Raw genomic sequence first — 24,450 nt, 5'->3', positions numbered from 1 at the left:
CTTGCCAGAGGACGAAGCAATGACTGCGCAGCACGGCACCTCCACCCGGTTCAGACGGACCGCCACCGCCACCGTTGCGGGCCTGACCGCGATCGGCCTGCTCTCCGCCTGCGGCTACGGCTCCAAGAGCGACGACAAGGCCCCCGCCGCCGCCCCGGCCTCCTCCTCGGCCGGCGCCGCGAAGCTCTCGGCCGACACGGTGAAGATCGGCTACTTCGCCAACCTGACCCACGGCACCCCGCTGGTCGGCCTGAAGGAGGGCCTGATCCAGAAGGAGCTGGGCGCCACCCAGGTCAAGACCCAGATCTTCAACGCGGGCCCCGCCGAGATCGAGGCCCTCAACGCGGGCTCCATCGACATCGGCTGGATCGGCCCCTCGCCCGCCATCAACGGCTTCACCAAGTCCAACGGCGAGTCCCTGAAGATCATCGGTGGTGCGGCCTCCGGCGGCGTCAAGCTGGTCGTCAACCCCGACAAGATCAAGTCGGTGGACGACCTCAAGGGCAAGAAGATCGCCACCCCGCAGATCGGCAACACCCAGGACGTCGCGCTGCTCAGCTTCCTGAACGGCAAGGGCTGGAAGGTCGACGCCAACTCCGGCGCCGGCGACGTCTCGGTGGTCCGCTCGGACAACAAGGTCACCCCCGACGCCTACAAGTCCGGCTCCATCGACGGCGCCTGGGTCCCCGAGCCCACCGCCTCGAAGCTGGTCACCCTGGGCGCCAAGGAACTCCTCAACGAGAAGTCCCTGTGGCCCGACAACAAGTTCGTGATCACCAACATCATCGTCTCGCAGAAGTTCCTCAAGGAGCACCCGGACGTGGTCGAGGCCGTGCTGCGCGGCTCGGTGAACACCAACGCCTACATCAAGGCGAACCCGGCCAAGGCCAAGGAGGCCGCCAACGCCGCCATCAAGGACGCGGCCGGCAACGCCCTGGAGCCCGCCATCCTCGACCCGGCCTGGGCGGACATCGACTTCATCGACGACCCGCTGGCCTCCACCCTCCAGAAGGAGGCCGAGAACGCGGTGACCGCCGGCCTCCTCAAGAAGCCCAACCTGGCCGGGATCTACGACCTGACGCTGCTCAACAAGGTGCTCAAGGAGAAGAGCCAGCCCGTCGTCGCGGACGCCGGCCTCGGCACCAAGTAAGCAGCGCCGTCGAACTCCGAGGTCCGTGCCCCCGCCCAGCCCGGTCGATGCCCAGTCAACGGGCCGGGCGGGGCCGGACCCCGGCTCCCACTCCCCTCGCCAGCCGCCAGACCAGTCACCCAGGAGGTGCCCGGAGATGACCACGGCACTGACCACCTCGAAGAGCGCGCAGAGCGCCGAGGTCCCGACCGGCGCCCCCGCCGTCCGGATCTCGCACGTCCACAAGTCCTTCGGCCGCCCGGGCGCGGCCACCCACGTGCTCGACGACATCACCCTGGACGTCGCCCCGGGTGAGTTCGTCACCCTGCTCGGCGCCTCGGGCTGTGGCAAGTCCACCCTGCTCAACCTGGTGGCCGGGCTGGACAAGCCCTCCGCCGGGAACATCGAACTCGCGGGCCGCCGCCCGGCGTTGATGTTCCAGGAGCACGCGCTCTTCCCCTGGCTGACGGCCGGCAAGAACATCGAGCTCGCCCTGCAGCTCGGCGGCACCCCCAAGGCCGAGCGGCGCGCCGAGGCCGAGCGCCTGCTGGAGCTGGTCCGCCTGCACGGCGCGCACGGCAAGCGGGTGCACGAGCTCTCCGGCGGCATGCGCCAACGCGTCGCGCTGGCCCGGGCGCTGGCCCAGGGCAGCGACGTCCTGCTGATGGACGAGCCGTTCGCCGCGCTCGACGCCATCACCCGCGACGTCCTGCACGACGAGCTCACCCGGATCTGGGCCGAGCAGAAGCTCACCGTCCTGTTCGTCACCCACAACGTGCGCGAGGCCGTCCGCCTCGCCCAGCGCGTGGTCCTGCTCTCCTCCCGGCCCGGCCGGGTCGCCAAGGAGTGGCGCATCGACCTCCCGCAGCCCCGCCGGATCGAGTCCCCCGGCGTGGCCGACCTGTCCATCGAAATCACCGACGAGCTGCGTGGGGAGATCCGCCGCCATGGCCAGCACTGACACCACCCCCCTGCTCGACAAGACCCCGAGCCCCAGTACCGCCGACGTCGGCGCCGGCCTGGACGCCCTGGACGCCGTCACCACCACCCGCACCCCGCTGCTGGTGACGCTGCGTCAGAAGGCCCTGCCGCCGCTGATCGCCATCGCCCTGGTGCTGGCCGTCTGGCAGGGCGCGTTCAGCCTGGAACTCACCAACGAGTACAAGCTCCCCAGCCCCGGCATGGTCTGGGCCTCGCTCACCGACCTGTGGGGCCAGGGCACCCTCTTCTCCTACATCTGGACCAGCCTCTGGCGCGGCCTGTCCGGCTTCGGCCTCTCGGTCCTGATCGGCACCCCCATCGGCCTGCTGGTCTCCCAGGTCAAGCCGGTGCGCGCCGCGATCGGCCCGATCCTGTCCGGCCTGCAGTCACTGCCCTCGGTCGCCTGGGTCCCCGCCTGCGTCATCTGGCTCGGCATCAACAACCAGACCATGTACGCCGTCATCCTGCTCGGCGCCGTCCCCTCGATCGCCAACGGCCTGGTGGCCGGCATCGACCAGGTGCCCCCGATCCTGCTCCGGGCCGGCCGCACCATGGGCGCCACCGGCCTGGTCCAGGCCCGCCACATCCTGCTCCCCGGCGCCCTCCCCGGCTACCTCGCCGGGCTCAAGCAGGGCTGGGCGTTCTCCTGGCGCTCCCTGATGGCCGCCGAACTCATCGCCGCCTCCCCCGACCTGGGCATCGGCCTCGGCCGCTACCTGGAGAACCAGCGCGAGTTCAACGACATGTCCGGCGTCCTGCTCGGCATCATCCTGATCCTGCTGGTGGGCGTCGCCATCGACCTCCTCGTCTTCAGCCCGCTGGAGCGCCGCGTGCTGCGCAACCGCGGCCTGCTGGCCGGCACCCGGTAAGGCCGGTCCGATGCTCCGCTCCGGCCGTCCGCCCGCGCCCCGCCACCAGACCGGTGGCGCGGGCGGGCCGGCCCTGCTGCTCATCGCCCACGGCAGCCGGGACCCCCGGCACGCCGCCACGGTGGACGCGCTGACCCGCCAAGTCCGTTCGCTGCGGCCCGGCTTGGAGACCAGCACCGCCTACCTGGACCACTGCGCGCCCCGGCTCGGCCAGGTCGCGCCCCGGCTGCGCGACGCCGTCGCCGTCCCGCTGCTGCTCAACCGGGCCTTCCACGCCCGCAGCGACATCCCGGCCGCCCTCCGCGAGGCCGGGGCCCACACCCTCCCGGTCGCCGACGTGCTCGGCCCCTCCCCGCTGCTGCTCGCCGCCCTGGACCGCCGCCTCGCCGAGGCCGGCCTCGACCTCGCCGACGCCCCGCGCACCGGGCTGGTGCTGGCCGCCGCCGGCTCCTCCGACCAGGCCGCCAACGCCGCCACCCGCGCGGTCGCCGAGGAGTACCGCCGCACCCGCGGCTTCGCCGCCGTCGAGGTCGCCCACGCCTCCGCCGTCCCACCGCACCCGGTCGACGTCATCGCCGCCCTGCGCGCCACCCCGGACGTGCGCCAACTCGCCGTCGCCCCCTACCTGCTGGCCCCCGGCCTGCTCCCCGACCGGATCACCGAGGCCGCCCGCACCGCCGGCGTCGACCTGGTCGCCCCGGTCCTCGGAGCGGGCCCCGAGCTCGCCGAGCTGCTCCTCCACCGCTACGACCGGGCCGCCCGCCGCTCGGGCCTGCTGGCGGCCTGACGGCGGGGGCGTCCGGCCGAGGCGACCAGGTCAGGCCAGACTGACGATCCGTCAGGATCCCGCGACCGGCCCCAGCCAGGTGCCACCGGAGACGTCGATGGTCTGGCCGGTCACCCAGCGGCCCTGCGGCCCGGCCAGGAAGCCCACCACGTCCGCGACGTCGCCCGGCTCGCCGATCCGGCGGAGCGCGGTGATCGACGCCAGGCCGGCCACCGCCTCGGGCACGCCGGTCCAGCCGGCCGTCATGTCGGTCCGCACCACCCCGGGCTCGACCGTGTTCACGGTGATCCCCCGCAGCCCCAGCTCGTTGGCCAGGGAGGGGGCGAGCGCGGCCAGCGCCGCCTTGCTGACGGTGTAGCCGATCTGCCGGGGGTCGGCGATCCTGGTCGCCGCCGAACCCACGTTGACGATCCGTCCGCCGTCCCGCAGCAGCGGAAGCGCCCGCTGCACCACGAAGAGCGGTGCGCTCACGTTGACCGCCAGCAGCCGCCCGAACTCCTCCTCGGTGAGCTGCCCGACCGACCCGGCCGCGTGGATGCCGGCGTTGTTGACCAGCACGTCCAGGCCGTCCGCGCCGTGATCCGCCAGCCCGGCGGCCAGCCCGTCGAACAGCCGGTCCACCGCCCCGTCCTCACCGAACCGGGCGCGCACCGCGAACGACCGACCGCCCGCCTCCGCGATCAGCGCCACCGTCTCGGCGGCGGCCGCCCCGTCGCCCCCGTAGTGGACCGCGACCAACGCCCCGTCAGCGGCCAGCCGCAGCGCGACCGCCCGCCCGATCCCCCGCGAACCACCCGTCACCAGCGCGGTCCTGCCGTCCAGTTCGCCCACCGTCGCCACTCCCCTGCCGAGCCCGCCGTCGAAGTCCCGTCCCCGCCATTCGACCACGAACCGGAGCCGGACGGCCCCCTCCGAACGACGGGTCAGCACGTCCGGGAGCGGCCGCCCGTCCCGGTCGACAGCGGCCGCTCCCCGGCGTCGGTGACCAGCCGGTCGGCCGGTGCCCGGTCCGTCATTCGGCCGTCTCCCCCGCCTCCCCCGCCGCCGCGTCGGCCGCCTTCCGGGCCTCTTCCACCAGGGCTTCCAGCCGCTTCCAGGTCCGCCGCTCGCGGGGGGTGCTGTTGTACAGGCGTTCCACCAGCGCGGCCAGCCAGGCCTGGTCACCGAGCAGGTGCGCGTCACCGCCGTTGACCACGTGACACAGGGCCAGGTCGAGGAGGAGGAGCTCCCCGTTGCTGTACCCGTGCGGGTGTCGGTCGAAGAACACCGTCTGGTCGTCGTACGGATGACGCACCGTCATGTGCAGGTAGCCGCCGAACCGCCCCTGGAACGGTCCGGGCATTCCGGCCAGCCAGCCGCGGATCGAGAACGCGGAGCCGCGCCCGGGGTACTTCGCGCCCATGGTGACGGAGATCCCGTTCATCACCCGCTCCCAGGGCAGCAGTTCCTCCTCGCCGGCCCGGGTGTGGATGAGCATCCCGTCCGAGAGGAAGTCCACCCAGGCGGCGCCGCCCTGCCGTTCCGGATCGCCCACCACCCAGCGGTCACCGGCGAAGTGCAGGGGGCCCAGGGACTTCCGCGTCACCGTCATACCACCATTTGATCATGGGATCTCCGATCGCGGCAGGGAGAATCCGATCGCCACCGCCCGGGCCGGTCGGCGACCATGGGCCGCATGACGCTCCTCCTGCTCGCGCCCCGGATCAACGAGACCGGGCTCCAACTCCTCACCCGCGCCCGGCTCCGAGGGCTCACCGCCCACACCGCCACGCGCTGGGAGGCCCCGGAGTGGCTCGCCACGCTGCGGCCCGCGCACCTGTACGGCGGGCCACTGTTCGCCGACGTCGTGGGCGAGGTGCTCGGCGTCGCACCGCTGGAGCCGCCGGACGGCTGGCTGACCACGCTGCCCCGGGAGCTGCTGGGCCGTCAGGTGGAGTGCACCACCCTGGCCGAGGCCCGCCGGCTGCGCCGCCCCGCCTTCCTGAAGCCGCCCGGCGACAAGCTCTTCCCGGCCCGCGCCTACCCGGACGGCAGCGGCCTGCCCGGCCCGGACGCGCTGGGCGACGACACCCCGGTCCTGGTCAGCGACGTGGTCACGTTCACCACCGAGTACCGGCTCTTCGCCCTGGACGGCACCGTCCGCACCGCGAGCCGCTACGCGGTCGACGGCGACCTCGCCGTCTCCCCCGAAGTCCCGCCCGCCGCCCTGGACTTCGCCGCCGACGTGCTCACCTCCGGCGGCCTGCCCAGCGCCGTGGTGGTCGACGTCGGGCAGCTCTCCGACGGCACCTGGTCCGTGGTCGAGGCCAACCCGGCCTGGGCCAGCGGCGGCTACGCCTGCGACCCGGACGCCGTCCTGGACGTGGTGCTCCGCGCCGCCGGCCCCTCGGAGTCCCTGGCTCCCACCGACCGGCCGTACGTCCGCACCGCCGTCGAGGTGGTCCGCTAGTGCCTCCCCCGGCAAGGTTTGCCCCATGAGGAGCGTCGTTCGGCGGCGAGAGTGCGTGCCGGGCGGCGCGACGGGGCAAACCTTGCCGGGGGAGGCACTAGCTCTCGGGCAGCGCCCAGCGCAGCGCCGCCACCGAGGCCCCGGCCGCGTCCAGGTCCGCCCGGGCCCGGCGCGGGCCGACCGCGCCGGCGAGCACCGCGACCAGCCAGCGCGGCGAGTTCGGGTCACGGTCGGCGGCCACCGCCCGCAGCACCGCCGGGTAGTGCTCCAGCACCCGCTGCCGGGGCCCGGCCTCCAGCGTGCGGAAGAGCAACTGCCGCTTGTGGCCGACCCGGTGGTACTGCGGGTAGAGCGGCTGACGCGCGGCCAGCGCCTCGACGCGCGGGTCGGCGGGCTCGTCCCAGACCAGGCCGAGTGCGGTGAGCAGCTCGTCCAGGCACCGTTCCTGCTCGCCGAGGCTCTGCTCGTCAAGACTCTGCTCGTCGAGGCGCTGCGCGTCGAGTTCCATGGGTCACAGCCTACGCAGGGTGAACCGGTCGTCCGTGGTGCCGCCGAACAGCAGGTCCATCCGGCCGGACAGCGTGTAGACGGAGCCGTGCGGCCCGGCCACCACCGCGGTCGGCGCCGGGTCGGCTGACGGACGGGCCGTCAGGACGGCGGTGCGCCAGCCGTCCGTGGAGCGGATGTCGACCAGGGTGTCGGCCCCGGCGCCGCCCAGGGTGTTGGTGACGCCCAGCAGGCGGCCCTCGGAGGAGCTGTACAGGCCGTCCAGGCCGATCGCCTTCGGGCCGGTCAGCCGCACCTGCCGGACGTCGGCGGGCCGGTCGACCGGCACCCGCCACAGCGTGCCGTCGTCGTACTTGGCGATCAGCAGCGTCCGCCCGTGCCGCGCGATGCCGTTCAGCCCGAAGCCGCCCACCGGCGCGGCCAGCCGCTGGTCCCGCAGGATCACCGAGGCCCGGCCGTCAGGCCGCACCCGGTACAGCACCGGGGCGAAGGAGTCGGTCACGTACGCCTCGCCGTCCGGGCCCAGCGCGATGTCGTTGGCGAAGTGCCGCCCACCGTCGGCGGCCACCGCCGCCAGGTCGGTGTAGAACAGCCGCCGCCCGGTCTCCAGGTCGTACGCACCGATGCCCGCGACCACCTTGGCGGCGTCGTGGCGCAGACCGAAGCCGGGGTCGGCGTTGGCCACCAGGACCCGGTTGCGGGCCCGGTCGATCTGGATGCCGATCACCGAGACCAGCTTGGCGGGGTCGTCCACCAGGGTGCGCACCGAGCCGTCGGGGCGGACCACGGAGACGGTGCCGTGCCGGATCGAGCCGACCAGGAAGCGGCCGTGCCCGGCGTCCCAGACGGCGTCCTCGGGGTGCAGGCTGTCGGCGTGCCCGGCCAGCACCGGCGCGGACGCGGCGGCGCTCGGACGGGGCTGAGCGACGGCGGGGGCCACGGCCCCGCCCAGCAGGGCGGCGGCCACCACGGCCACGGCGGCGGCACGGATCGGACGGTTCGTCATCTCGGTACTCCTTCACCAGCGGTACCGCCTCGGCGGCGGTCCCGCGTCCTTGCGATGACTCCACCCTCCCGCCCCGTGCGGAACCGCAGCAGTGCCTGGTGATACTGGTAGTCCGGCTACCAGGACCAGGGGGAACCACATGGCCGTCACCGCACTGCGGCGCGACGAGCGGCGCACCGAACTGTCCGACTTCCTGCGCACCCGCCGCGCCCGGCTGACCCCCGAACAGGTCGGCCTGGCCCCGGGCGTGCGCCGCCGCACCCCGGGCCTGCGCCGGGAGGAGCTGGCGCTGCTCGCCGGGGTCGGGGTCACCTGGTACACCTGGCTGGAACAGGGGCGGCGGATCAACCCCTCGGCCGAGGTGCTGGGCAGTCTGGCCCGCACCCTGCGGCTGGACCGGGCGGAGACCGACTACCTGTTCCGGCTGGCCGCCGACCCGTCCGCCGCCGAGGCCCCGACGCCGTCCGAACTCCCGGCCCCGCTGGCCCGGTTGACCACCGCGCAGTCCCCGGCCCCGGCCTTCCTGATGGACGCCGACTGGCAGGTGCGGGCCTGGAACCCGGAGGCCGACGCCCTGTTCACGTTCTCCCGCCAGGCCCCCGCCGACCGCAACCTCGCCTGGCTGGCCTTCGCCCACCGCCCCAACCGCGACCGCACCGTGGACTGGGAGCGCCACGCCCGCCGCCTGGTCGCCCAGCTCCGGGCCGCCGCCGGCGACCGCCCGGCCCTGGCCGTCACCCTGGACCGCCTGCGGGCCCACTTCCCGGAGGCCGGCCGCTGGCTGGACGAGCACCAGATCAGCGAACGCTCCGGCACGGCCAAGGACTTGGCCCACGAGACGGTCGGCCTGCTGCGGATCGACCAGCTGGTCCTCCAGGCCCCCGACGGCTTCCAGCTGGTGGTCTTCTCCCCGCGCGACGAGGAGACCACCACCCGCCTGGGCCGGCTCGCGGCCACGCGCTGAGCCCGGGAACGCCACTGGGGCGGCGGACCGCGATGGTCCACCGCCCCTGTGGGGAGCCTGTTCTGACGCTCGGTCAGAGCCCGGTCGTGACGACTAGTCGGCCTTGCGGCGCTGGCGGCCGGTGCCGTAGTTGGAGCCGCTCTTGGCGCCGGAGCCCGGCTTGCGGCCCGAGGACTTGCCGATGAAGCCGGCCGCCGTGCGGCCGCCGCCCGAGCCGCCGGAACCGGAGCCGGAACCACCGGCGCCGACCCGCTGCTTGGGGCGGGGGCGACGGGCGTTGCCGTTCATGTCCACGTCGGCGGGCAGACCGGAGCGCTTGGGGGCGCGGCGGCGCGGCTGGCCCGAGTTGGCGGACTCGGCGGCCGGGGTGGCCGCCACCGGCGGGGCCAGCGTGATGGCGACGCCGCTCGGGGTGCGGGCGCCGGTGATCTTCGCCAGCTCGGCGTCGCCGGGGCGCACCTTGGTGACGGTCGGCCGGATGCCGGCGGTGGTCATCAGGCGGCTGACCTCGCGGCGCTGCTCGGGCAGCACCAGGGTGACCACGGTGCCGGACTCGCCGGCCCGGGCGGTGCGGCCGCCGCGGTGCAGGTAGTCCTTGTGGTCGATCGGCGGGTCCACGTTGACGACCATGTCGAGGCCGTCGATGTGGATGCCGCGGGCCGCCACGTTGGTGGCGATCAGCGCGGTGACGTGGCCGTCCCGGAACTGGTCCAGCACCCGGTTGCGCTGGGGCTGGGACTTGCCGCCGTGCAGCGCGGCCGCCCGGACGCCGCTGGCCAGCAGCTGCTTGGCCAGCCGGTCGGCGCCGTGCTTGGTGTGCACGAACATGATCAGGCGCCCCTCGCGGGAGGCGATGTGCGCGGCGGCGGAGACCTTGTCGGCCGCCTCCAGCTGCAGCAGGTGGTGGTCCATGGTGGTGACGGCGCCGGCCGAGGGGTCCACCGAGTGGGTGACCGGGTCGGTGAGGAAGCGCTGCACCAGGCGGTCGACGTTGCGGTCCAGGGTGGCGGAGAACAGCATCCGCTGCCCGCCCTCGGCGACCTGCTCCAGCAGCTTGGTGACCTGCGGCAGGAAGCCCATGTCGGCCATCTGGTCGGCCTCGTCGAGCACCGTGATCTGCACGTCGCCGAGCTGCACGTCCTGACGGTTGATCAGGTCGTCCAGCCGGCCCGGGGTGGCGACCAGCACCTCGGCCCCGCGGCGCACCGCGTTGGCCTGGCGGTTGATCGACATGCCGCCGACCACGGTGGCGATCCGCAGGTTCACGGCGGTGGCGTAGGGGGTGAGCGCGTCGGTGACCTGCTGGGCCAGCTCACGGGTGGGCACCAGCACCAGGGCCAGCGGGCTGCGCGCGGAGGCGCGCTTGCCGGCGGTGCGGGCCAGCAGCGACAGGCCGAAGGCCAGCGTCTTGCCGGAGCCGGTGCGGCCGCGGCCGAGCACGTCGCGCCCGGCGAGCGCGTCCGGCAGGGTGGCGGACTGGATCGGGAAGGGCTCGGTCACGCCCTGCTGGCCGAGCGCCGAGAGCAGGCCCTTGGGCATCTCCAGCTCGGCGAAGGTGGCGGCCGGCGGCCGGGCCGGGGTGCCCTCGACCACGGTGAAGTCGGCGGGGGCCGGCGGCGCGGTACGGGCCCGCGGGGCACGACGGGCGCCGCCGGCCTGCTGGCCGCCACGGCCGCCCTGCTGCTGGCCACCACGGCCACCGGTGCGGGACTGCTGGCTGCGCTCGCCGGACTGGCCACGGCCTGCGGACTGGGTGCGATCGGTGGACTGCTGCGGGCTTCGACGAGCGCGCGGCGGGCGTGCGGGGGTGCTCATACGGGGTGGTACTCCATCCTGGACGGCCGATGGCCACCGGCGGGCACGTGGATGCGCGCGTGGCGATCGTCCTGGTGATCGGCCGTCAGGAGGGTTTTGCCGCCCCGGCCGTTCGGCGGCATGAGGGAGGGCCCGCACCGTGCGGTACGGGCCCTCGCTCTCGCGTGGATCAGCTTCAGCCGATGACGCGGATGTTCTCGGCCTGCGGGCCCTTCTGGCCCTGCGTCACGTCGAACTCGACCTGCTGGCCCTCGACGAGCTCACGGAAGCCATTGGCGCTGATGTTCGAGTAGTGGGCGAACACGTCCGGGCCGCCACCCTGCTGCTCGATGAAGCCGAAGCCCTTTTCGCTGTTGAACCACTTCACGGTGCCGGTAGCCATAACCGTCTCCTCTAAAAACTGGGGCAAGGAACCCACACCTCGTAGGCTCCAAGTAGCCGCGATCCCCATCCGGAGACAAAACACCGGACAAAACAAATGCGCCTGTTGGTTGGTACCAGCAGGCGCACACATACGTTCATGGGAACCAAAACTGCAACTGCTTCGACTGTAGCACGGGTGGGCCCGAGAAGATCAGAGATTTTTTCCGCGCCCTGGGGCGGCGGGCCGTCTGCACGGTCCGCCACCCCGGGGTGATGCGGGTACTGCTGCCTGCGGTGCCTCAGTAGTGCCTCAGTGGCGGCCGGCCGGCTCCGGGCTCCGCACGGCGGCGGGCTCGGTGCCGTGGCCCGGCAGCTGGGCGTGGCCCGGCCACCAGGCCCACTTGCCGAGCAGCGCGGTCAGCGCCGGGGTGAAGAACAGCGACATCACGAAGGCCGAGACGATGATGCCGAAGGCCACCGAGAAGCCGATCTCGCTGAAGAAGATGTTCCCCGCCAGCAGCATGGTGCCGAAGGTGGCCGCCAGGATGAAGCCGGCCGCCGCGATGGTCGGGCCACCGTGACGGATCGCCAGCGAGGCGGCGGTGCGCGGGTCGTGGCCCTCGGCCGCCTCCTCCCGGAGACGGGCGATCATCAGGATGTTGTAGTCGGTGCCGATGGCCACCACGAACAGGTAGATGAGCATCGGGAGCATGAACATCACGCCCGTCTCGCCCTGGACGTGCTGGAACATCAGGCTGGTGGCGCCGATGGTGGCGGTGAAGCCGAGGCCGACGGCCGCCATCAGGTACCAGGGGGCGACCACGCTGCGCAGCAGCAGGCCGAGGATCAGCATGATCAGGACGGCCGCGATCGGGAAGACCAGCGAGTAGTCGCGGGCCATCGCGGAGTTGATGTCCTTGTAGATCGAGGTCACGCCGCCGACCAGGGCGTCGGTGCCCGTCGGGGTCTTGGCGTGGGCGGTCTCGCGCAGACCGGTCACCGTCTCGATGGCCTCGTTGGTGGCCGGACCGTCCTTGAGCATGACGGTGAAGTCGGCGACCGTGCCGTCCTTGCTGACCTCGGGCTTCGGGCCGACCAACGCCACGCCGGGGACCTTGCCCAGCTCGGCGGCGTACCCGGCGAACGTGGACTCGTCCAGCTTGGCGCCGTCCTTGCCCTTGACGAAGACGTGGCTCGGGTCGGCGGCGCCGGCCGAGAAGGCCTTCATCATGGTGTCCTGGACGACCATCGACTCCTTGGTCTTGGGCATCGAGCCGGCCGCCAGGTCGAAGGTGCCCTTGTAGCCGAGGGCGGCCGCCGAGAAGGCGAGCAGCAGGGCGCCGGAGGCGATCGCGACCACCAGCGGACGGCGCTGCACCATCCGGCCGAAGGCGGCGAACTTGGCGCCCTTCGGCTCGCGCTGCCAGGCCTTGGACGGCCAGAACAGCACCTTCTCCGGGATCAGCGACAGGATGGCCGGCACCAGGGTGACCGAGGCGACCGCGGTCACGCCGACCGCGATGGCCAGCGAGGGGCCCATGGCCTTGAACATCCCGAGGCTGGAGATCACCAGCACGCTGAACGCCACGATCACGGCACCGGCGGCGGAGGTGATGGCCTCGCCGACCCGGCCGACCGCGTTGACCACGGCCTCCTTCCGGTCGTCACCGGCGCGCAGGCGCTCGCGGTAACGGAACATCAGGAAGAGGAAGTAGTCGGTGCCGACACCGAACAGCACGATGATCAGGATCGCCGAGACCGAGCTATCGGCCTTGAGGCCGAAGGCCTTCACCGCGTACCCGATCAGGCCGTTGGCGACCATCGAGTAGACGAAGACCGAGACCACCGGCAGGAAGGCGATGATCGGGCTGCGGAAGATGATGCCGAGCGTGAGCAGGATGATCACGATCGTGCCGAGGCCGATCAGCGCGTTGGCCAGCTCGGAGGAGTCCTTCTGGTCCAGGTTCTGCGCGACCTGGCCGCCCAGCTGCACCTTGAGGGTGCTGCCCTCGCCGAGCTGCTTGGCGGTCTCGCGCAGTTCCTTGGCGGAGTCGGCGGCCTCGGGCGTGTAGGCCTTGTCCTTCTCCATGCCGATCGGCGACAGGGCGTACCTGCCGTCCTTGGAGGTGGACTGGTCGCTCACCGGCAGGACGTGCTCGACGAACTTGACCTTCTTGTCGTCGATGCCTTGGACGATCTTGGCCATCGACGCCTTGTCGGCCTCGGTGAGCGGGCCGCCGTCGACGCGCTCGAAGAGCACGAAGGCGGAGGGCGTGAAGCTGGCGGGGAACGCCTCCTGCTGCACCACTGCGGCCCGGATGGACTCGTAGTGGCGCGGCAGGAAGCTGCTCTGGTCAGTCTGCGCGGTCAGCGGCGGCGCGGTGGCGATGATCCCGAAGGCGGCGACCACCCAGGCGATGATCACCCACCATGCGCGCTTGACGACGAATTGTCCGATCCGGTGGAACATGCTCGCTGTGCCTCCTGGGCATGGTTCACCGCAGCCCTTGGGGGACGGGACACGGGCGACGGCAGTGACCGGCTGTTTGTTAGCCGGTCGGCAGGTAAGTGAGTGTGAGCATCCTACGAGAGCCCCCGCCCGACCGGACGGGCGGCCCCTGGTCGGTGCACCCCCCTTGAGGCCGCGGAACGGCCCGGGCTCCATCCTGACCCGCCCACGGCGGCCGTCACCTCCTGCTCCGGGCGGATACGCCTCCCCCTCAAGGTGGAGTTCCACCCTGAGACCGACCCCCACGGATCCGACGGGCCGTCAGTTCCGGCCGCCCGGCCCGGTTCCGGCCTCGGGTCGGACACCACGGGAACGGCGGGGAGGCGACGCTGGGCGATGATGCTCGGATGACCGTCTTCGACGCCCCCCGTGCCACCGCCCTGCTCGCCCGCGCCTGCGCCGCCGCCGGGCTCCCCGAGCCGCGGGGCGCCGAGCTGCTCACGCTCGCGGAGAACGCCGTCTTCGACCTCGGCTCCCCCGCCGTGGTCGCCAAGGTGGGCCGGGGCCCGGAGGTGGCCGGGCGGGCCGGACGCGAACTGGCCGTCGCGGACTGGCTGGACGGGCAGGGCCTCCCGGTGGTCCGCCCCTGGGCGCCCACCGCGTTCGAGGTGGACGGACACCCCGTCACCTTCTGGCACCGGCTCGCCCCGGCCGTCCGCCCGGCCCGCCCGGCCGACCTGGCCCCGCTGCTGCGCGCCCTGCACGCGCTGCCCGCCGCGCCGTTCGACCTCCCCGCGCGCGACCTGCTCGCCCCGGTGGACCGCTGGCTGGCCACCGCCGCCGAGGTGGTCGCCCCCGAGGACGTCGCCTTCCTGCGCGCCCGCCGGGCCGACCACCAGGCCGCCCTCGCCGAGCTGGTGCCGGCGCTGCCCCCGGGGGTGATCCACGGCGACGCCCTCCCCCGCAACGTCCACGTCGGCGCGGACGGGCCGGTGCTGCTCGACCTGGAGACGGTCTCCAGCGACCTGCGCGAACACGACCTGGTCGTCCTCGCCCTCAGCCACGACCGCTACGGCGTACCGGCCGAGGAGTACCTCGCCTTCACCGAGGCCTACGGCCTGGACGTCCGCGACTGGCCCGGCTTCGCGGTGCTGCGCGGTGCCCGGGAGACCGCCAGCGCCTCCTGGGTGGCGCAGCAGGCGGCCGGGAACCCGGCGGCGCTGGCCGAGTTCACCCGGCGGGTGCGCTCGCTCCGGGAGGGGGCCACCGAGGTGCGCTGGTACCCGTTCTGACCTTGGCCGGTTCGCGCCGGTGCACTCCGCCTCGTGGAACCCGGGCAGGTGTTCGCCTCGTCCTTGCTGGTGCCTCCCCGCCGGTCCGCGACCCCAGGAGCCACCCGCCATGTGGACACCCCGCCACCGGTCACGCCTCGCCCTGCCGGCCCTGCTCGCCGCCCTCCTGGCCGGCTGCTCCGCCGCCCCCGTCGCCTCGGGGTCGGTGACGGCACCGCCCTCCTCCTCGGCCTCCTCCGACGCTCCGTCACCGACCCCCAGCCGTACGGCCACGCCGACGCCGACGCCGACGGTCACTCCTACGCCCAGCCCGACGCCGACCCCGACTCCAACACCGACACCGACGCGCACGCCCTCGCCGAAGCCGCCGTCCCCGTCCCCATCCCCGTCCAAGCCGCCGCCACCGAAGCCGAGCACCCCCAAACCGACTCCCCCGCAAGGGACTTCGACCGAGGTGGTGTCCTCCACCGGGACCGGCAAGGGCGTCGCGCTGACCTTCGACGACGGGCCCGGGGCGGCGACCGGCCAGGTCCTGGACCTGCTCGCCCGGTACGGCGTCCGGGCCACCTTCTGCGTCACCGGGAACAACGCCGCCGCGCACCCGGAGCTGGTCCGGCGCATCCGCGCGGAGGGGCACCGGCTCTGCGACCACAGCGTGAGCCACCCACTGCCGTTCGACCGGCTGCCGCGTCAGCGGATGGTGAACGAGATCGTCAACGCCAAGGCGATGATCATCCAGGCTGGCGGCCCGGGCACCCAGATCCCCTGGTTCCGCGCGCCCGGCGGCGCCTTCACCGACGAGAACCGGTCGGTCGCCGCCCAGAACGGGCTGCGCCCCCTCGGCTGGTCCGTCGACCCCCGCGACTGGAGCCGCCCCGGCGCCGACACCATCCTGGCCCGCGTCCAACACGACCTCCGCCCCGGCGGCGTCGTCCTCCTCCACGACGCGGGGGGCGACCGCACCCAGACGGTGGCCGCCCTCGCCAAACTCCTCCCCTGGCTGGCGGCCAACGGCTACACCCCGACGTTCCCCGCCACGTAAGCGGTCCCCCGCGGGCGCGACGTTCAGTTGCAGCGACCCAGGGGCGCGAGGAACTGCGCGAATCGGAAGCGGCTCACCTGCAACTGAACCACCGTCAGCCAGTTGCACGTGCTGCCTTTCCAGCCCGCGCAGTTCCTCGCGCCCCTGGGGGCCGAAGGCCCTAGCGGAGCGGCCAGGCCGGGTCTATCTCCGCGGCCGGGTCCTTCTCGCGGCGCAGCCAGGCCTGGAGGTCGGCCGCCCAGGTGCGGTGCCAAGTGATCTGACGGGTGTGCAGCTGGGCCGGCGTCAGGGCGCCGACCTCGGCGGGGTAGCGCTCGCCGAGGGCGACGGCGACGCGGACCGCGGCGAGGGCGTCGCTGCCGGCCTCGTGGGCGTCGGTGAGCTCTACGCCGTAGACCTCGCAGACGTTCTGCAGGGTGCGCGAGCCGCGCCGGTAGCGGTCGACGGCGCGGTCGACGACCAGGGCGTCGATCACCGGGAGGACCTCGCCGCCGAGGCGGGCGGCCAGCGAGGGGCGGCCGTGGCGGGCGAGTTCGGCGTCGAGCAGGGAGAGGTCGAACGGGGCGTTGAAGGCCACCACCGGCCGGCCGGCGGTCAGCCGCTCGCACAGGGCGTGGGCGATCTCCTCGACCCCGAGCGCGGCCGGGCGGCCGTCCCTGCGGGCCTGCTCGTCGGTGATGCCGTGGATCGCGGTGGCGTCGGCCGGGACGGGGACGCCCGGGTCGAGCAGCCAGTTGAGCACGCGCTCCGGGCGGCCGCCCGTGGTGTCGACCAGTGCGGCGGTGACGATCCGGGAGATGGCCGGGTCGGTGCCCGTGGTCTCCAGATCGAAGCCGACCAGGGGCTCCTTCCACCAGCTCATCCGAGATGTCCTTCCGTCGGTGCGGTCGCTGTGGACCCCATCATCGCGTGCCCCTGTGACATCCCCTGCCGCCGGGTCCCGCCGTGGGTCCCGTCGTCGGTCCCGTCGGGGCGGTTTTCACGAAACCGCCCGGGAGTCTCCCCAGCTGTCCTCGAACTCCTCGCGGTAGACCTCCAGCAGCCCCGGCTCGGCGCCGCCGCCGCGCAGCACCAGCGCGGGCGACTCGATGCCCCGGGTGCGCCGCAGGTAGGGCTGGACCACGCCGATGTCCCCGGAGCGCCGCCGCCCGGGGGTGCGCGGGCCGTCCACCAGGTAGGCGGTGAAGCGCGGGGTCTCGTCGAAGACCCGGATCTCGAAGGAGGCCTGGTCCCGCAGGTGGGCCCGGACCCGGCGGACGTGCATGATGTTCATCTCGATCGAGCGGGCCAGTTCGCCGCGCCCGAGGCCGAGTTCGCGCTCGCGGCGGCGGACGGCGCTGCCGGCCGGGTTGAGGAAGAGCAGCCGGACCCGGCAGCCGTCGGAGGCGAGCCGGACCAGGCGCTTGCCGGTGTAGTTCTGGCAGAGCATGCCGAGGCCGATGCCGAGGGCGTCCAGCCGGCGGGCGCCGTCCAGCAGGTCCTCGACCGGCAGCTCGCGCTGGAGCCGGACCCGGTCGGCGTGCACCGAGACCACGTCGGCGAAGCGGCCGCCGACCAGCTCCTCGACCACGTCGCCGGGCACCCCGCCGCCGCCCCCGCCGTCCAGCAGGCCGAGCAGCCGGGCGGCGGCCCGCTCGGTCTGGGCCAGCACGGTGGTGGAGAGGCTGCGGTTGCGGGAGACCACGTGCCGGGCGACCTCCAGCTCGTCCAGGGCGAGCTCGACCTCCCGGCGGTCGATCAGGTGCGGTTCGAAGCACGGCCAGTGCTGCACCATCAGCTCGCGCAGCTGCGGGAGGGTGAGGAAGACCAGCGGGTCGTCGTCGGCCGGGTCGAGCAGGTAGCCCTTGCGGCGGCTGACCTCGCGGACCGCGCCGGCCCGGTGCACCCACTCCTCGCCGGCCGGGCCGGCCGCGGCCGTCACCCAGTCCTCGCCGTGGGCGGGCGCGTAGACCGGGCGGAGCACCTCGTCCACCAGGGAGCGCAGGCGCTGCTCGACCAGGTTGAGCCAGACGTACGCCCGGCCGGCCAGCCGTACCCGCTGGTCGGCCATCCCCCACTGGCCCGCCGTCCAGGCCAGCGGGACGCTCTCGGCCGGGCCGCCCTGGGGCGGGACGGTGGAGCGCCTCGGCGGGCCGCCGCGCAGCACGGCCGTCGGTGCCTCGCTCCGGCCGGAGCCGCCCGGGCCGTCGGCGGGGACCACCATGCGCTACCTCACACCTCTCGGCCCGCTGCCGGGCCCTGCCGCGATCGGTCCGGCCGCGATCTGACGGACGATCAAGAGTACTGCCCGCAGCGACGGGGGCGCAGCCCCTTGGACCGGCCCGGCCGCACAACCCTCGCTCCGGCGAGTGCCTCGCACTCCGTCAAGTGCGCGGGAATGCTGCGGGGACGGACACTCGTTCGGGCGAACCGACGGCCATTCGCTCGTCCGGGGAGCGGAGGCCGGGGAACATCGAGCTGTGCCGTGCGTCACGGCACGAGCCGTACGGGCATGCCCCGGCAGGATGCCGGGCATCTCGATTGAAGCGTCAATTCCGCTATGTGCCAGGGAAGTTGAGGCAGGATGCAGATCTGGCCGGGGCAGCCGTACCCGCTCGGAGCCACCTATGACGGGGCCGGTACCAACTTCGCGGTGTTCTCCGAGAGCGCCGACCGGATCGAGCTCTGTCTGCTCGGCGAGGACGGCTCGGAGCAGTCGGTGGAGCTGCGCGAGACGGACGCCTTCGTCCGGCACGCCTACCTGCCCGGGATCCAGCCCGGCCAGCGGTACGGCTTCCGGGTGCACGGCCCGCACAACCCCGGGCTGGGCCAGCGGCACAACAGCTCCAAGCTGCTGCTGGACCCGTACGCCAAGGCGATGAGCGGCCACATCGACTGGGACGAGTCCGTCTACGGCTACCACTTCGGCGCCCCCGAGCGGCGGAACGACCTGGACTCCGCCCCGCACACCATGCACTCCGTGGTGATCAACCCCTACTTCGACTGGGGGAACGACCGCCCGCCGCGCACCGACTACCACCGCACGGTGCTCTACGAGGCGCACGTCAAGGGCCTGACCAGGCTGCACCCCGGCATCCCGGACGAGATCCGGGGCACCTACGCCGGCATCGGCCATCCGGCGGTGATCGAGCACCTGGCCAAGCTCGGGGTCACGGCGATCGAGCTGATGCCGGTGCACCAGTTCGTCCGCGACCACCGGCTGCGCGACCTCGGGCTCTCCAACTACTGGGGCTACAACACCATCGGGTTCTTCGCCCCGCACTCCTCCTACTCCTCCGGCGGCGACCGCGGGCAGCAGGTGCAGGAGTTCAAGTCGATGGTGAAGGCGCTGCACGCGGCCGGCATCGAGGTGATCCTCGACGTGGTCTACAACCACACCGCGGAGGGGAACCACCTGGGCCCGACGCTCTCCTTCCGCGGCCTGGACAACGCCTCGTACTACCGCCTGGCCAAGGACCAGCGCTTCTACGAGGACACCACCGGCACCGGGAACAGCCTGCTGATGCGCAGCCCGCACGTGCTCCAGCTGATCATGGACTCGCTGCGGTACTGGGTCACCGAGATGCACGTGGACGGCTTCCGCTTCGACCTGGCGGCCACCCTGGCCCGCCAGTTCCACGAGGTGGACCGGCTCTCCTCCTTCTTCGACCTCTGCCAGCAGGACCCGGTGGTCTCCCAGGCCAAGCTGATCGCCGAGCCCTGGGACTTGGGCGAGGGCGGCTACCAGGTCGGCAACTTCCCGCCGCTCTGGACGGAGTGGAACGGGATGTACCGGGACACCGTCCGCGACCTCTGGCGCGGGGAGAACGCGACGCTGGCCGAGTTCGGCTCCCGGCTCACCGGCTCCTCCGACCTGTACCAGAACGACGGACGCCGCCCGATCGCCTCGATCAACTTCGTCACCTGCCACGACGGCTTCACCCTGCGGGACCTGGTCTCCTACAACGAGAAGCACAACCAGGCCAACGGCGAGGACAGCCGCGACGGCGAGTCCTTCAACCGCTCGTGGAACTGCGGCGCGGAGGGCCCCAGCGAGGACGCCGAGGTGGAGGCGCTGAGAGCCCGTCAGCAGCGGAACTTCATCGCCACGCTGTTCCTCTCCCAGGGCGTGCCGATGCTCTCGCACGGCGACGAGTTCGGCCGCACCCAGCTGGGGAACAACAACGCCTACTGCCAGGACAACGAACTCTCCTGGGTGCACTGGCCCGAGGGCCCCGGCCCGGAGGCCGCGCTGCTGGAGTTCACCCAGGGGATGATCTGGCTCCGGCGCGACCACCCGGTCTTCCGCCGCCGCCGGTTCTTCCACGGCCGCCCGGTCTCCGGCACCCACGACGACCTGACCGACATCGCCTGGTTCACCCCCGCCGGGGAGGAGATGACCCAGGAGGACTGGTCGACCTGCTACGCCAAGTCGCTCTCGGTCTTCCTGAACGGGCACGCCATCTCGGAGCCGGACCGGCGCGGCGGCAAGATCGTGGACGACTCCTTCCTGCTGCTCTTCAACGCCCACTCCGAGCCGCTGGAGTTCACCGTCCCGGCCGACCACGGCGAGGAGTGGCAGGTCGTGGTGGACACCACCCTGGCCACCCTCCCGCCCCGTGGCACCGGCACCCGGGTGAAGGCGGGGGACACGCTCTGGCTGACGGACCGTTCGCTGATGGTCCTCCAGCGCCCGGCCTGAGCCGACGCCCTACGCAGCCGCCCGCTCCGCGACCCGCGGGGAGGGCGGCTGCGTCTTCTCCGCGTCCCGGGCCCCGCGCGACATCCGCTCCGCCACGGCCGCCACCAGGGTCCGCGGCCGCCGGGGCGCCAGGTGGGCACCGACCAGGTTGGACAGCCCCGGGGTGACGTAGGCCCGGTCCCGGTCCAGTGCGCGCAGCGCCGCCCGCACCACCGTCGCCGGCAGGGCGAAGGACCCCGTGACGGCCGCCTTCCGGGTGCCGATCACCTCGAAGAAGCCGGTCTCCACCGGGCCCGGACAGAGCGTCAGCACCTTGATGCCGCGCTTGCGGTACTCCTGGTGCAGGGCCAGGCCGAAGTCCAGCACGAAGGTCTTGGACGCACCGTAGACGGCGAAGTACGGGGTCGGCTGGAAGGCGGCGGTGGAGGCCACGTTCACCACCGCTCCCCCGCCGCGCGCCAGCATGCCGGGCAGCAGTTCGTGGGTGAGGCCGACCAGGGACACCACGTTGACCATCAGCTGCTCCTGGTCGCGGCGGGCGTCGTTCTCCTCGAAGCGGCCGCAGGTGCCGAAGCCCGCGTTGTTGACCAGCAGGTCCACCTCCAGCCCCCGCGCGGCCAGTTCGGCCCCGACCCGGCGGGCGGCGTCCGGCTCGGCGAGGTCCTGGACCAGCACGTGGGCGGTCACCCCGTGGGTCTCGCCGAGGCGGCGGGCCAGCTCGGCCAGCCGGTCGGCGGAGCGGGCGAGCAGGACGAGGTCGTGCCCCCGGGCGGCGAGCTGCTCGGCGAACTCCGCACCGAGGCCGGAGGACGCGCCGGTGATCAGGGCAGTGGTGCGCACAGGTGGACTCCTTCTACTGGGGAGCTGACGCTCCGTCATCTGATACAAGAGAGTATCTGTTGTTCAGAGAAATGCAACAGCCGAGTATCAGAAACCACGCGGTAACGTCTGCGGGGACGACGACCGGTCTGGAGGCAGGGATGAGCACCACCGCGGGACGCCCGCTGCGCGCCGACGCCGAACGCAGCGTCCGCGCGATCCTGGCGGCGGCGGAGCGGGTGCTGACGGAGCATCCGGCCGCCTCGATGGAGCAGATCGCGGAGGCTGCCGGGGTCACCCGGATCACCGTCCACCGCCGCTTCGCCAACCGGCAGGCACTGCTCGACGCACTGGCCACCCAGGCGGCCGACAGACTGGCGCAGGCCATCGAGGACAGCCACCCCGAGACCGCCCCGCCGCTGGTCGCCCTGCACCGCGCCACCGCCAACGTGCTGCGGATCAAGGGCGCCTGGGGCTTCGCGCTGGGCCCGGCGGTGGCCGGCAGCGAGCGGGCCGCCCAGCGGCACGAGGAGATCGCGCGACGCTGCACCGCCCTGCTCACCCGGATGCGGGACGACGGCGTGATCGCCGCCGAGGTCGATCCGGAGTGGGCGCGCCGGGTCTTCTACGCCCTGATCGGCGAGGCCCTGCACGGGCCCGCCCTCCCCGGCGACCCGGGCCCCGAAGCACTGGCCGCCCGGATCGTCGACACCCTGCTGCACGGCGTCGCGCCCCGCCCCGCGGCCGGCTGACGGCACGTCACGACCTGACACGGCTACGCCGTTCGCACCAACACCGCCATAACGAGGCCGACAGGCGGGTACCCATCACCCCATGACGTCAGCGCAGCCGCGCCCGCCCACCGCCAGCTACCGCCTCCAGCTCCAGCCCGCCTTCACCCTGCACGACGCCCGCGAGGCGGTGCCCTACCTGGCCGCCCTCGGCGTCTCGCACCTGCACCTCTCCCCGCTGCTGGAGGCCGCTCCCGGCTCCACCCACGGCTACGACACCGTCGACCACACCCGGATCAGCGAGCAGCTCGGCGGCGAGGCGGCGCTGCGCGCGCTGGCCGAGGAGGCGCACCGCCACGACCTGCGGCTGATCGCCGACGTGGTGCCCAACCACATGGCGCTGCCCGTCCCCGAGCAGCTCAACCAGCCGCTCTGGCAGGTGCTCCGGGACGGCCCGGACTCCCCGTACGCGACCTGGTTCGACATCGACTGGGCCGCGCAGAGGGGGCCGGCCGACGCCCCGGAGCGCGGGCGGGTGCTGCTGCCGCTGCTCGGCGGGCGGCTCGGCGAGGTGCTCGACCAGCTGACGGTGGACGGGACGGTGCTGCGCTACCACGAGCACGCGCTGCCGATCCGGCCCGGCACCGAGTCGATGCCGCTCGCGGAGCTGGTCCGGCACCAGTGGTACCGGCCGGCCTGGTGGCGGGTCGCGGACAGCGAGCTGAACTACCGTCGGTTCTTCACCGTCAACCAGCTGATCGCCGTCCGGGTCGAGGTCCCCGAGGTCTTCGAGGCCACCCACCGCACGCTGCTGCGGCTGCACGCCGACGGCGTCCTGGACGGCTTCCGGATCGACCATCCGGACGGGCTGGCCGACCCGCGCGGCTACCTGCGCCGCCTGGCCGAGGCCACCGGCGGCGCCTACACCGTGGTCGAGAAGATCCTCACCGGCGAGGAGCGCCTCCCGGCCGACTGGCCCTGTGCCGGCACCACCGGCTACGACGCGCTGCGCCGGATCGACGGCGTGCTCACCGACCACCTCGGCGCCGAGCGGCTGGCCACCGCCTACCGGATCGACTGCTCGGCGGCGGGCCCCGTGCGGCACCGCACCGAAGCCGAAGCCGGAGCCGGAGCCGGAGCCACTACCGACGACATGCTCACCGAGATCCGCCGGGGCCGGGCCGAACTGCTCACCACGGACGGCGAGTTGTCCGCCGAGCTGAGCCGGCTGGTCCGCCTCGTCGGCCGGATCTGCGCCGCCGAGACCGGTCTCGCCGACCACCCCGCCTGGGCCGTCCGGGCGGTGCTGGCCGAGCTGCTGACGGCCTATCCGGTCTACCGCCCCTACGTCGTCCCCGGCGAGCCCGCGCCGCCCGGGGCCGTCGAGGGCGTGGCCGCCGCGCTGGCCGGGGTGCCACCGCGGCTGAGCGGTGCCGCCGGGCTGGCCCGCGGGCTGGCCCTCGGCGAGTACGGCCGCAGCCCGGCCAAGGACGAGTTCTGCGCCCGGCTCGGCCAGACCGCCGCCGCCGTGGCCGCCAAGGGCGTGGAGGACACCGCCTTCTACCGCTTCAACGCGCTGCTCAGCCTGAACGAGGTCGGCGGCAGCCCCGCCCACCCCGGCCTGCGACCGGCCGAGTTCCACGCCTGGTACGGCTACTTGGACGAGCACCGGCCGCACTCGATGACCGCCCTCTCCACCCACGACACCAAGCGCAGCGCCGACGCACGGGCCCGCCTCACCGTGCTCGCCGAGCTGCCCGAGCGCTGGGCCGCCGAGTGCGCCGCCTGGACCACCGCCGCCGGGCCCTGCCCGGACCGTTCGACCGCCTGGCTGCTCTGGCAGACCCTGGTCGCCGCCTGGCCGATCACCCCCGAGCGGCTCGGCGCCACCCTGCTCAAGTCCGTCCGTGAGGCCAAGCGGTCCACCTCCTGGACCGACCCCGACGAGCGGTACGAGCGCGCCGTGCTCGACTACGCGCACGGCGCCCTCGCCGACCCTTCGCTCCGCCCCCGGATCGAGGGCTTCGTCGACTCGATCGCCCCCTACGCCCGCAGCAACTCGCTGGCCGCCGCCCTGCTCCACCTCACCGGCCCCGGCGTGCCCGACCTCTACCAGGGCAGCGAGGAGCCGCTGCACACCCTGGTCGACCCGGACAACCGGGCCCCGGTCGACCTGGACGCGCTGGCGGTGCGCCTGACCGACTCCGCCTCCCCCCGCCCGGGCGACCCGGCCCGGGAGAAGCTCCACCTCACCACCACCGCCCTCCACCTGCGCCGGTCCGGCGAGCTGGGCCGCTACCGCCCGCTGACCGCCACCGGCCCGGCCGACGGCCACCTGCTGGCCTTCGCCCGGGGAGAGCGCACGGTGACCGCCGTGACCAGGCTGCCGTACGGGCTGGAGCGCGCCGGCGGCTGGCGCTCCACCACCCTGGAGCTGCCGCCGGGCGGCTGGCGCGAGGAGCTGACGCAGCGTCGGTTCGAAGGCGGCCAAGTACCGGTGGCGGAGCTCCTCACCTCCCTCCCGGTCGCCCTCCTGGTCCAGACTTGACGACTACCCGAGCACGAG

At 73.4% G+C, this 24,450-nt stretch carries 21 protein-coding genes; 11 read left to right on the top strand and 10 right to left on the bottom strand.

Annotated features, from left to right (window positions below; all coding sequences use genetic code 11):
• Positions 1 to 19: 19 nt before the first annotated feature.
• The 4 genes from ACZ6ZR_RS07920 to ACZ6ZR_RS07905 all read left to right on the top strand — a co-directional run bounded on the left by ACZ6ZR_RS07920 (position 20) and on the right by ACZ6ZR_RS07905 (position 3,766).
• Positions 20 to 1,150: an aliphatic sulfonate ABC transporter substrate-binding protein gene (locus ACZ6ZR_RS07920; protein ID WP_465640507.1), complete on the top strand. Its 1,131-nt coding sequence runs from the start codon at positions 20 to 22 to the stop codon at positions 1,148 to 1,150.
• Between the two features lie 136 nt (positions 1,151 to 1,286).
• Positions 1,287 to 2,090 (top strand): ABC transporter ATP-binding protein, encoded by an 804-nt coding sequence (locus tag ACZ6ZR_RS07915; protein WP_465640505.1) that lies wholly within the window; start codon positions 1,287 to 1,289, stop codon positions 2,088 to 2,090.
• On the top strand, positions 2,077 to 2,979 hold the full coding sequence (locus ACZ6ZR_RS07910; RefSeq protein ID WP_465640503.1) for an ABC transporter permease: 903 nt from the start codon (positions 2,077 to 2,079) through the stop codon (positions 2,977 to 2,979). Before ACZ6ZR_RS07915 ends, ACZ6ZR_RS07910 begins: the two co-directional genes overlap by 14 nt.
• Before the next feature lie 10 nt (positions 2,980 to 2,989).
• Positions 2,990 to 3,766, top strand: coding sequence for a sirohydrochlorin chelatase (locus tag ACZ6ZR_RS07905; RefSeq protein ID WP_465640501.1), 777 nt, complete (start codon positions 2,990 to 2,992; stop codon positions 3,764 to 3,766).
• Positions 3,767 to 3,817: 51 nt separating this feature from the next.
• Here the strand turns inward: ACZ6ZR_RS07905 and ACZ6ZR_RS07900 are convergent, their stop codons facing one another.
• Both ACZ6ZR_RS07900 and ACZ6ZR_RS07895 read right to left on the bottom strand, forming a co-directional pair.
• On the bottom strand, positions 3,818 to 4,597 hold the full coding sequence (locus ACZ6ZR_RS07900) for an SDR family oxidoreductase (RefSeq protein ID WP_465640763.1): 780 nt from the start codon (positions 4,595 to 4,597) through the stop codon (positions 3,818 to 3,820).
• Positions 4,598 to 4,778: 181 nt separating this feature from the next.
• Positions 4,779 to 5,357: a hypothetical protein gene (locus tag ACZ6ZR_RS07895; RefSeq protein ID WP_465640499.1), complete on the bottom strand. Its 579-nt coding sequence runs from the start codon at positions 5,355 to 5,357 to the stop codon at positions 4,779 to 4,781.
• Positions 5,358 to 5,441: 84 nt separating this feature from the next.
• On the opposite strand from ACZ6ZR_RS07895, the gene ACZ6ZR_RS07890 reads away from it, so the two are divergent.
• Positions 5,442 to 6,215: an ATP-grasp domain-containing protein gene (locus ACZ6ZR_RS07890; protein ID WP_465640497.1), complete on the top strand. Its 774-nt coding sequence runs from the start codon at positions 5,442 to 5,444 to the stop codon at positions 6,213 to 6,215.
• A 97-nt stretch (positions 6,216 to 6,312) separates the two neighbouring features.
• Here the strand turns inward: ACZ6ZR_RS07890 and ACZ6ZR_RS07885 are convergent, their stop codons facing one another.
• Entirely contained in the window at positions 6,313 to 6,723 is a 411-nt protein-coding gene (locus ACZ6ZR_RS07885; RefSeq protein ID WP_465640495.1) for a hypothetical protein, read from the bottom strand.
• Positions 6,724 to 6,726: 3 nt separating this feature from the next.
• Positions 6,727 to 7,728, bottom strand: a complete 1,002-nt coding sequence (locus ACZ6ZR_RS07880) for a hypothetical protein (RefSeq protein WP_465640493.1) — start codon at positions 7,726 to 7,728, stop codon at positions 6,727 to 6,729.
• Between the two features lie 139 nt (positions 7,729 to 7,867).
• On the opposite strand from ACZ6ZR_RS07880, the gene ACZ6ZR_RS07875 reads away from it, so the two are divergent.
• Positions 7,868 to 8,692: a helix-turn-helix domain-containing protein gene (locus ACZ6ZR_RS07875; protein ID WP_465640492.1), complete on the top strand. Its 825-nt coding sequence runs from the start codon at positions 7,868 to 7,870 to the stop codon at positions 8,690 to 8,692.
• A gap of 93 nt (positions 8,693 to 8,785) precedes the next feature.
• Here the strand turns inward: ACZ6ZR_RS07875 and ACZ6ZR_RS07870 are convergent, their stop codons facing one another.
• The 3 genes from ACZ6ZR_RS07870 to ACZ6ZR_RS07860 form a co-directional block, all read right to left on the bottom strand.
• Positions 8,786 to 10,507, bottom strand: coding sequence for a DEAD/DEAH box helicase (locus tag ACZ6ZR_RS07870; protein ID WP_465640491.1), 1,722 nt, complete (start codon positions 10,505 to 10,507; stop codon positions 8,786 to 8,788).
• A 175-nt stretch (positions 10,508 to 10,682) separates the two neighbouring features.
• Complete coding sequence (locus tag ACZ6ZR_RS07865; protein WP_465640490.1) at positions 10,683 to 10,889, bottom strand: cold-shock protein; 207 nt, start codon at positions 10,887 to 10,889, stop codon at positions 10,683 to 10,685.
• A 291-nt stretch (positions 10,890 to 11,180) separates the two neighbouring features.
• A complete protein-coding gene (locus ACZ6ZR_RS07860; RefSeq protein WP_465640489.1) occupies positions 11,181 to 13,340 on the bottom strand; it encodes an MMPL family transporter in 2,160 nt (719 codons plus the stop codon).
• A gap of 386 nt (positions 13,341 to 13,726) precedes the next feature.
• On the opposite strand from ACZ6ZR_RS07860, the gene ACZ6ZR_RS07855 reads away from it, so the two are divergent.
• Both ACZ6ZR_RS07855 and ACZ6ZR_RS07850 read left to right on the top strand, forming a co-directional pair.
• Positions 13,727 to 14,611 (top strand): phosphotransferase enzyme family protein, encoded by an 885-nt coding sequence (locus ACZ6ZR_RS07855; protein WP_465640487.1) that lies wholly within the window; start codon positions 13,727 to 13,729, stop codon positions 14,609 to 14,611.
• A gap of 457 nt (positions 14,612 to 15,068) precedes the next feature.
• Positions 15,069 to 15,653 (top strand): polysaccharide deacetylase family protein, encoded by a 585-nt coding sequence (locus tag ACZ6ZR_RS07850; RefSeq protein ID WP_465640485.1) that lies wholly within the window; start codon positions 15,069 to 15,071, stop codon positions 15,651 to 15,653.
• Between the two features lie 160 nt (positions 15,654 to 15,813).
• Here ACZ6ZR_RS07850 and ACZ6ZR_RS07845 read toward each other — a convergent pair whose 3' ends face one another.
• Entirely contained in the window at positions 15,814 to 16,515 is a 702-nt protein-coding gene (locus ACZ6ZR_RS07845) for an exonuclease domain-containing protein (RefSeq protein WP_465640483.1), read from the bottom strand.
• A gap of 117 nt (positions 16,516 to 16,632) precedes the next feature.
• Positions 16,633 to 17,856 carry an SAV2148 family HEPN domain-containing protein gene (locus ACZ6ZR_RS07840; protein ID WP_465640481.1) on the bottom strand — a complete coding sequence of 408 codons (1,224 nt, stop codon included), beginning with the start codon at positions 17,854 to 17,856 and terminating at the stop codon, positions 16,633 to 16,635.
• 360 nt (positions 17,857 to 18,216) lie between these two features.
• Here ACZ6ZR_RS07840 and glgX point away from each other — a divergent pair, with 360 nt between their 5' ends.
• The gene (gene glgX, locus ACZ6ZR_RS07835; RefSeq protein WP_465640479.1) at positions 18,217 to 20,334 is read left to right on the top strand and encodes a glycogen debranching protein GlgX; all 2,118 of its coding nucleotides are present in this window, start codon (positions 18,217 to 18,219) and stop codon (positions 20,332 to 20,334) included.
• A gap of 9 nt (positions 20,335 to 20,343) precedes the next feature.
• Here glgX and ACZ6ZR_RS07830 read toward each other — a convergent pair whose 3' ends face one another.
• Complete coding sequence (locus tag ACZ6ZR_RS07830) at positions 20,344 to 21,174, bottom strand: SDR family NAD(P)-dependent oxidoreductase (protein ID WP_465640478.1); 831 nt, start codon at positions 21,172 to 21,174, stop codon at positions 20,344 to 20,346.
• 140 nt (positions 21,175 to 21,314) lie between these two features.
• Between ACZ6ZR_RS07830 and ACZ6ZR_RS07825 the strand changes: the two genes are divergently transcribed.
• The gene (locus tag ACZ6ZR_RS07825) at positions 21,315 to 21,905 is read left to right on the top strand and encodes a TetR/AcrR family transcriptional regulator (protein ID WP_465640476.1); all 591 of its coding nucleotides are present in this window, start codon (positions 21,315 to 21,317) and stop codon (positions 21,903 to 21,905) included.
• An 82-nt stretch (positions 21,906 to 21,987) separates the two neighbouring features.
• Positions 21,988 to 24,432 (top strand): malto-oligosyltrehalose synthase, encoded by a 2,445-nt coding sequence (treY, locus tag ACZ6ZR_RS07820; protein ID WP_465640474.1) that lies wholly within the window; start codon positions 21,988 to 21,990, stop codon positions 24,430 to 24,432.
• The last annotated feature ends 18 nt before the right edge of the window (positions 24,433 to 24,450 follow it).

Source organism: Kitasatospora sp. NPDC088742 (genome assembly GCF_055584905.1).
This window is presented reverse-complemented; position numbering and strand designations above follow the sequence as displayed.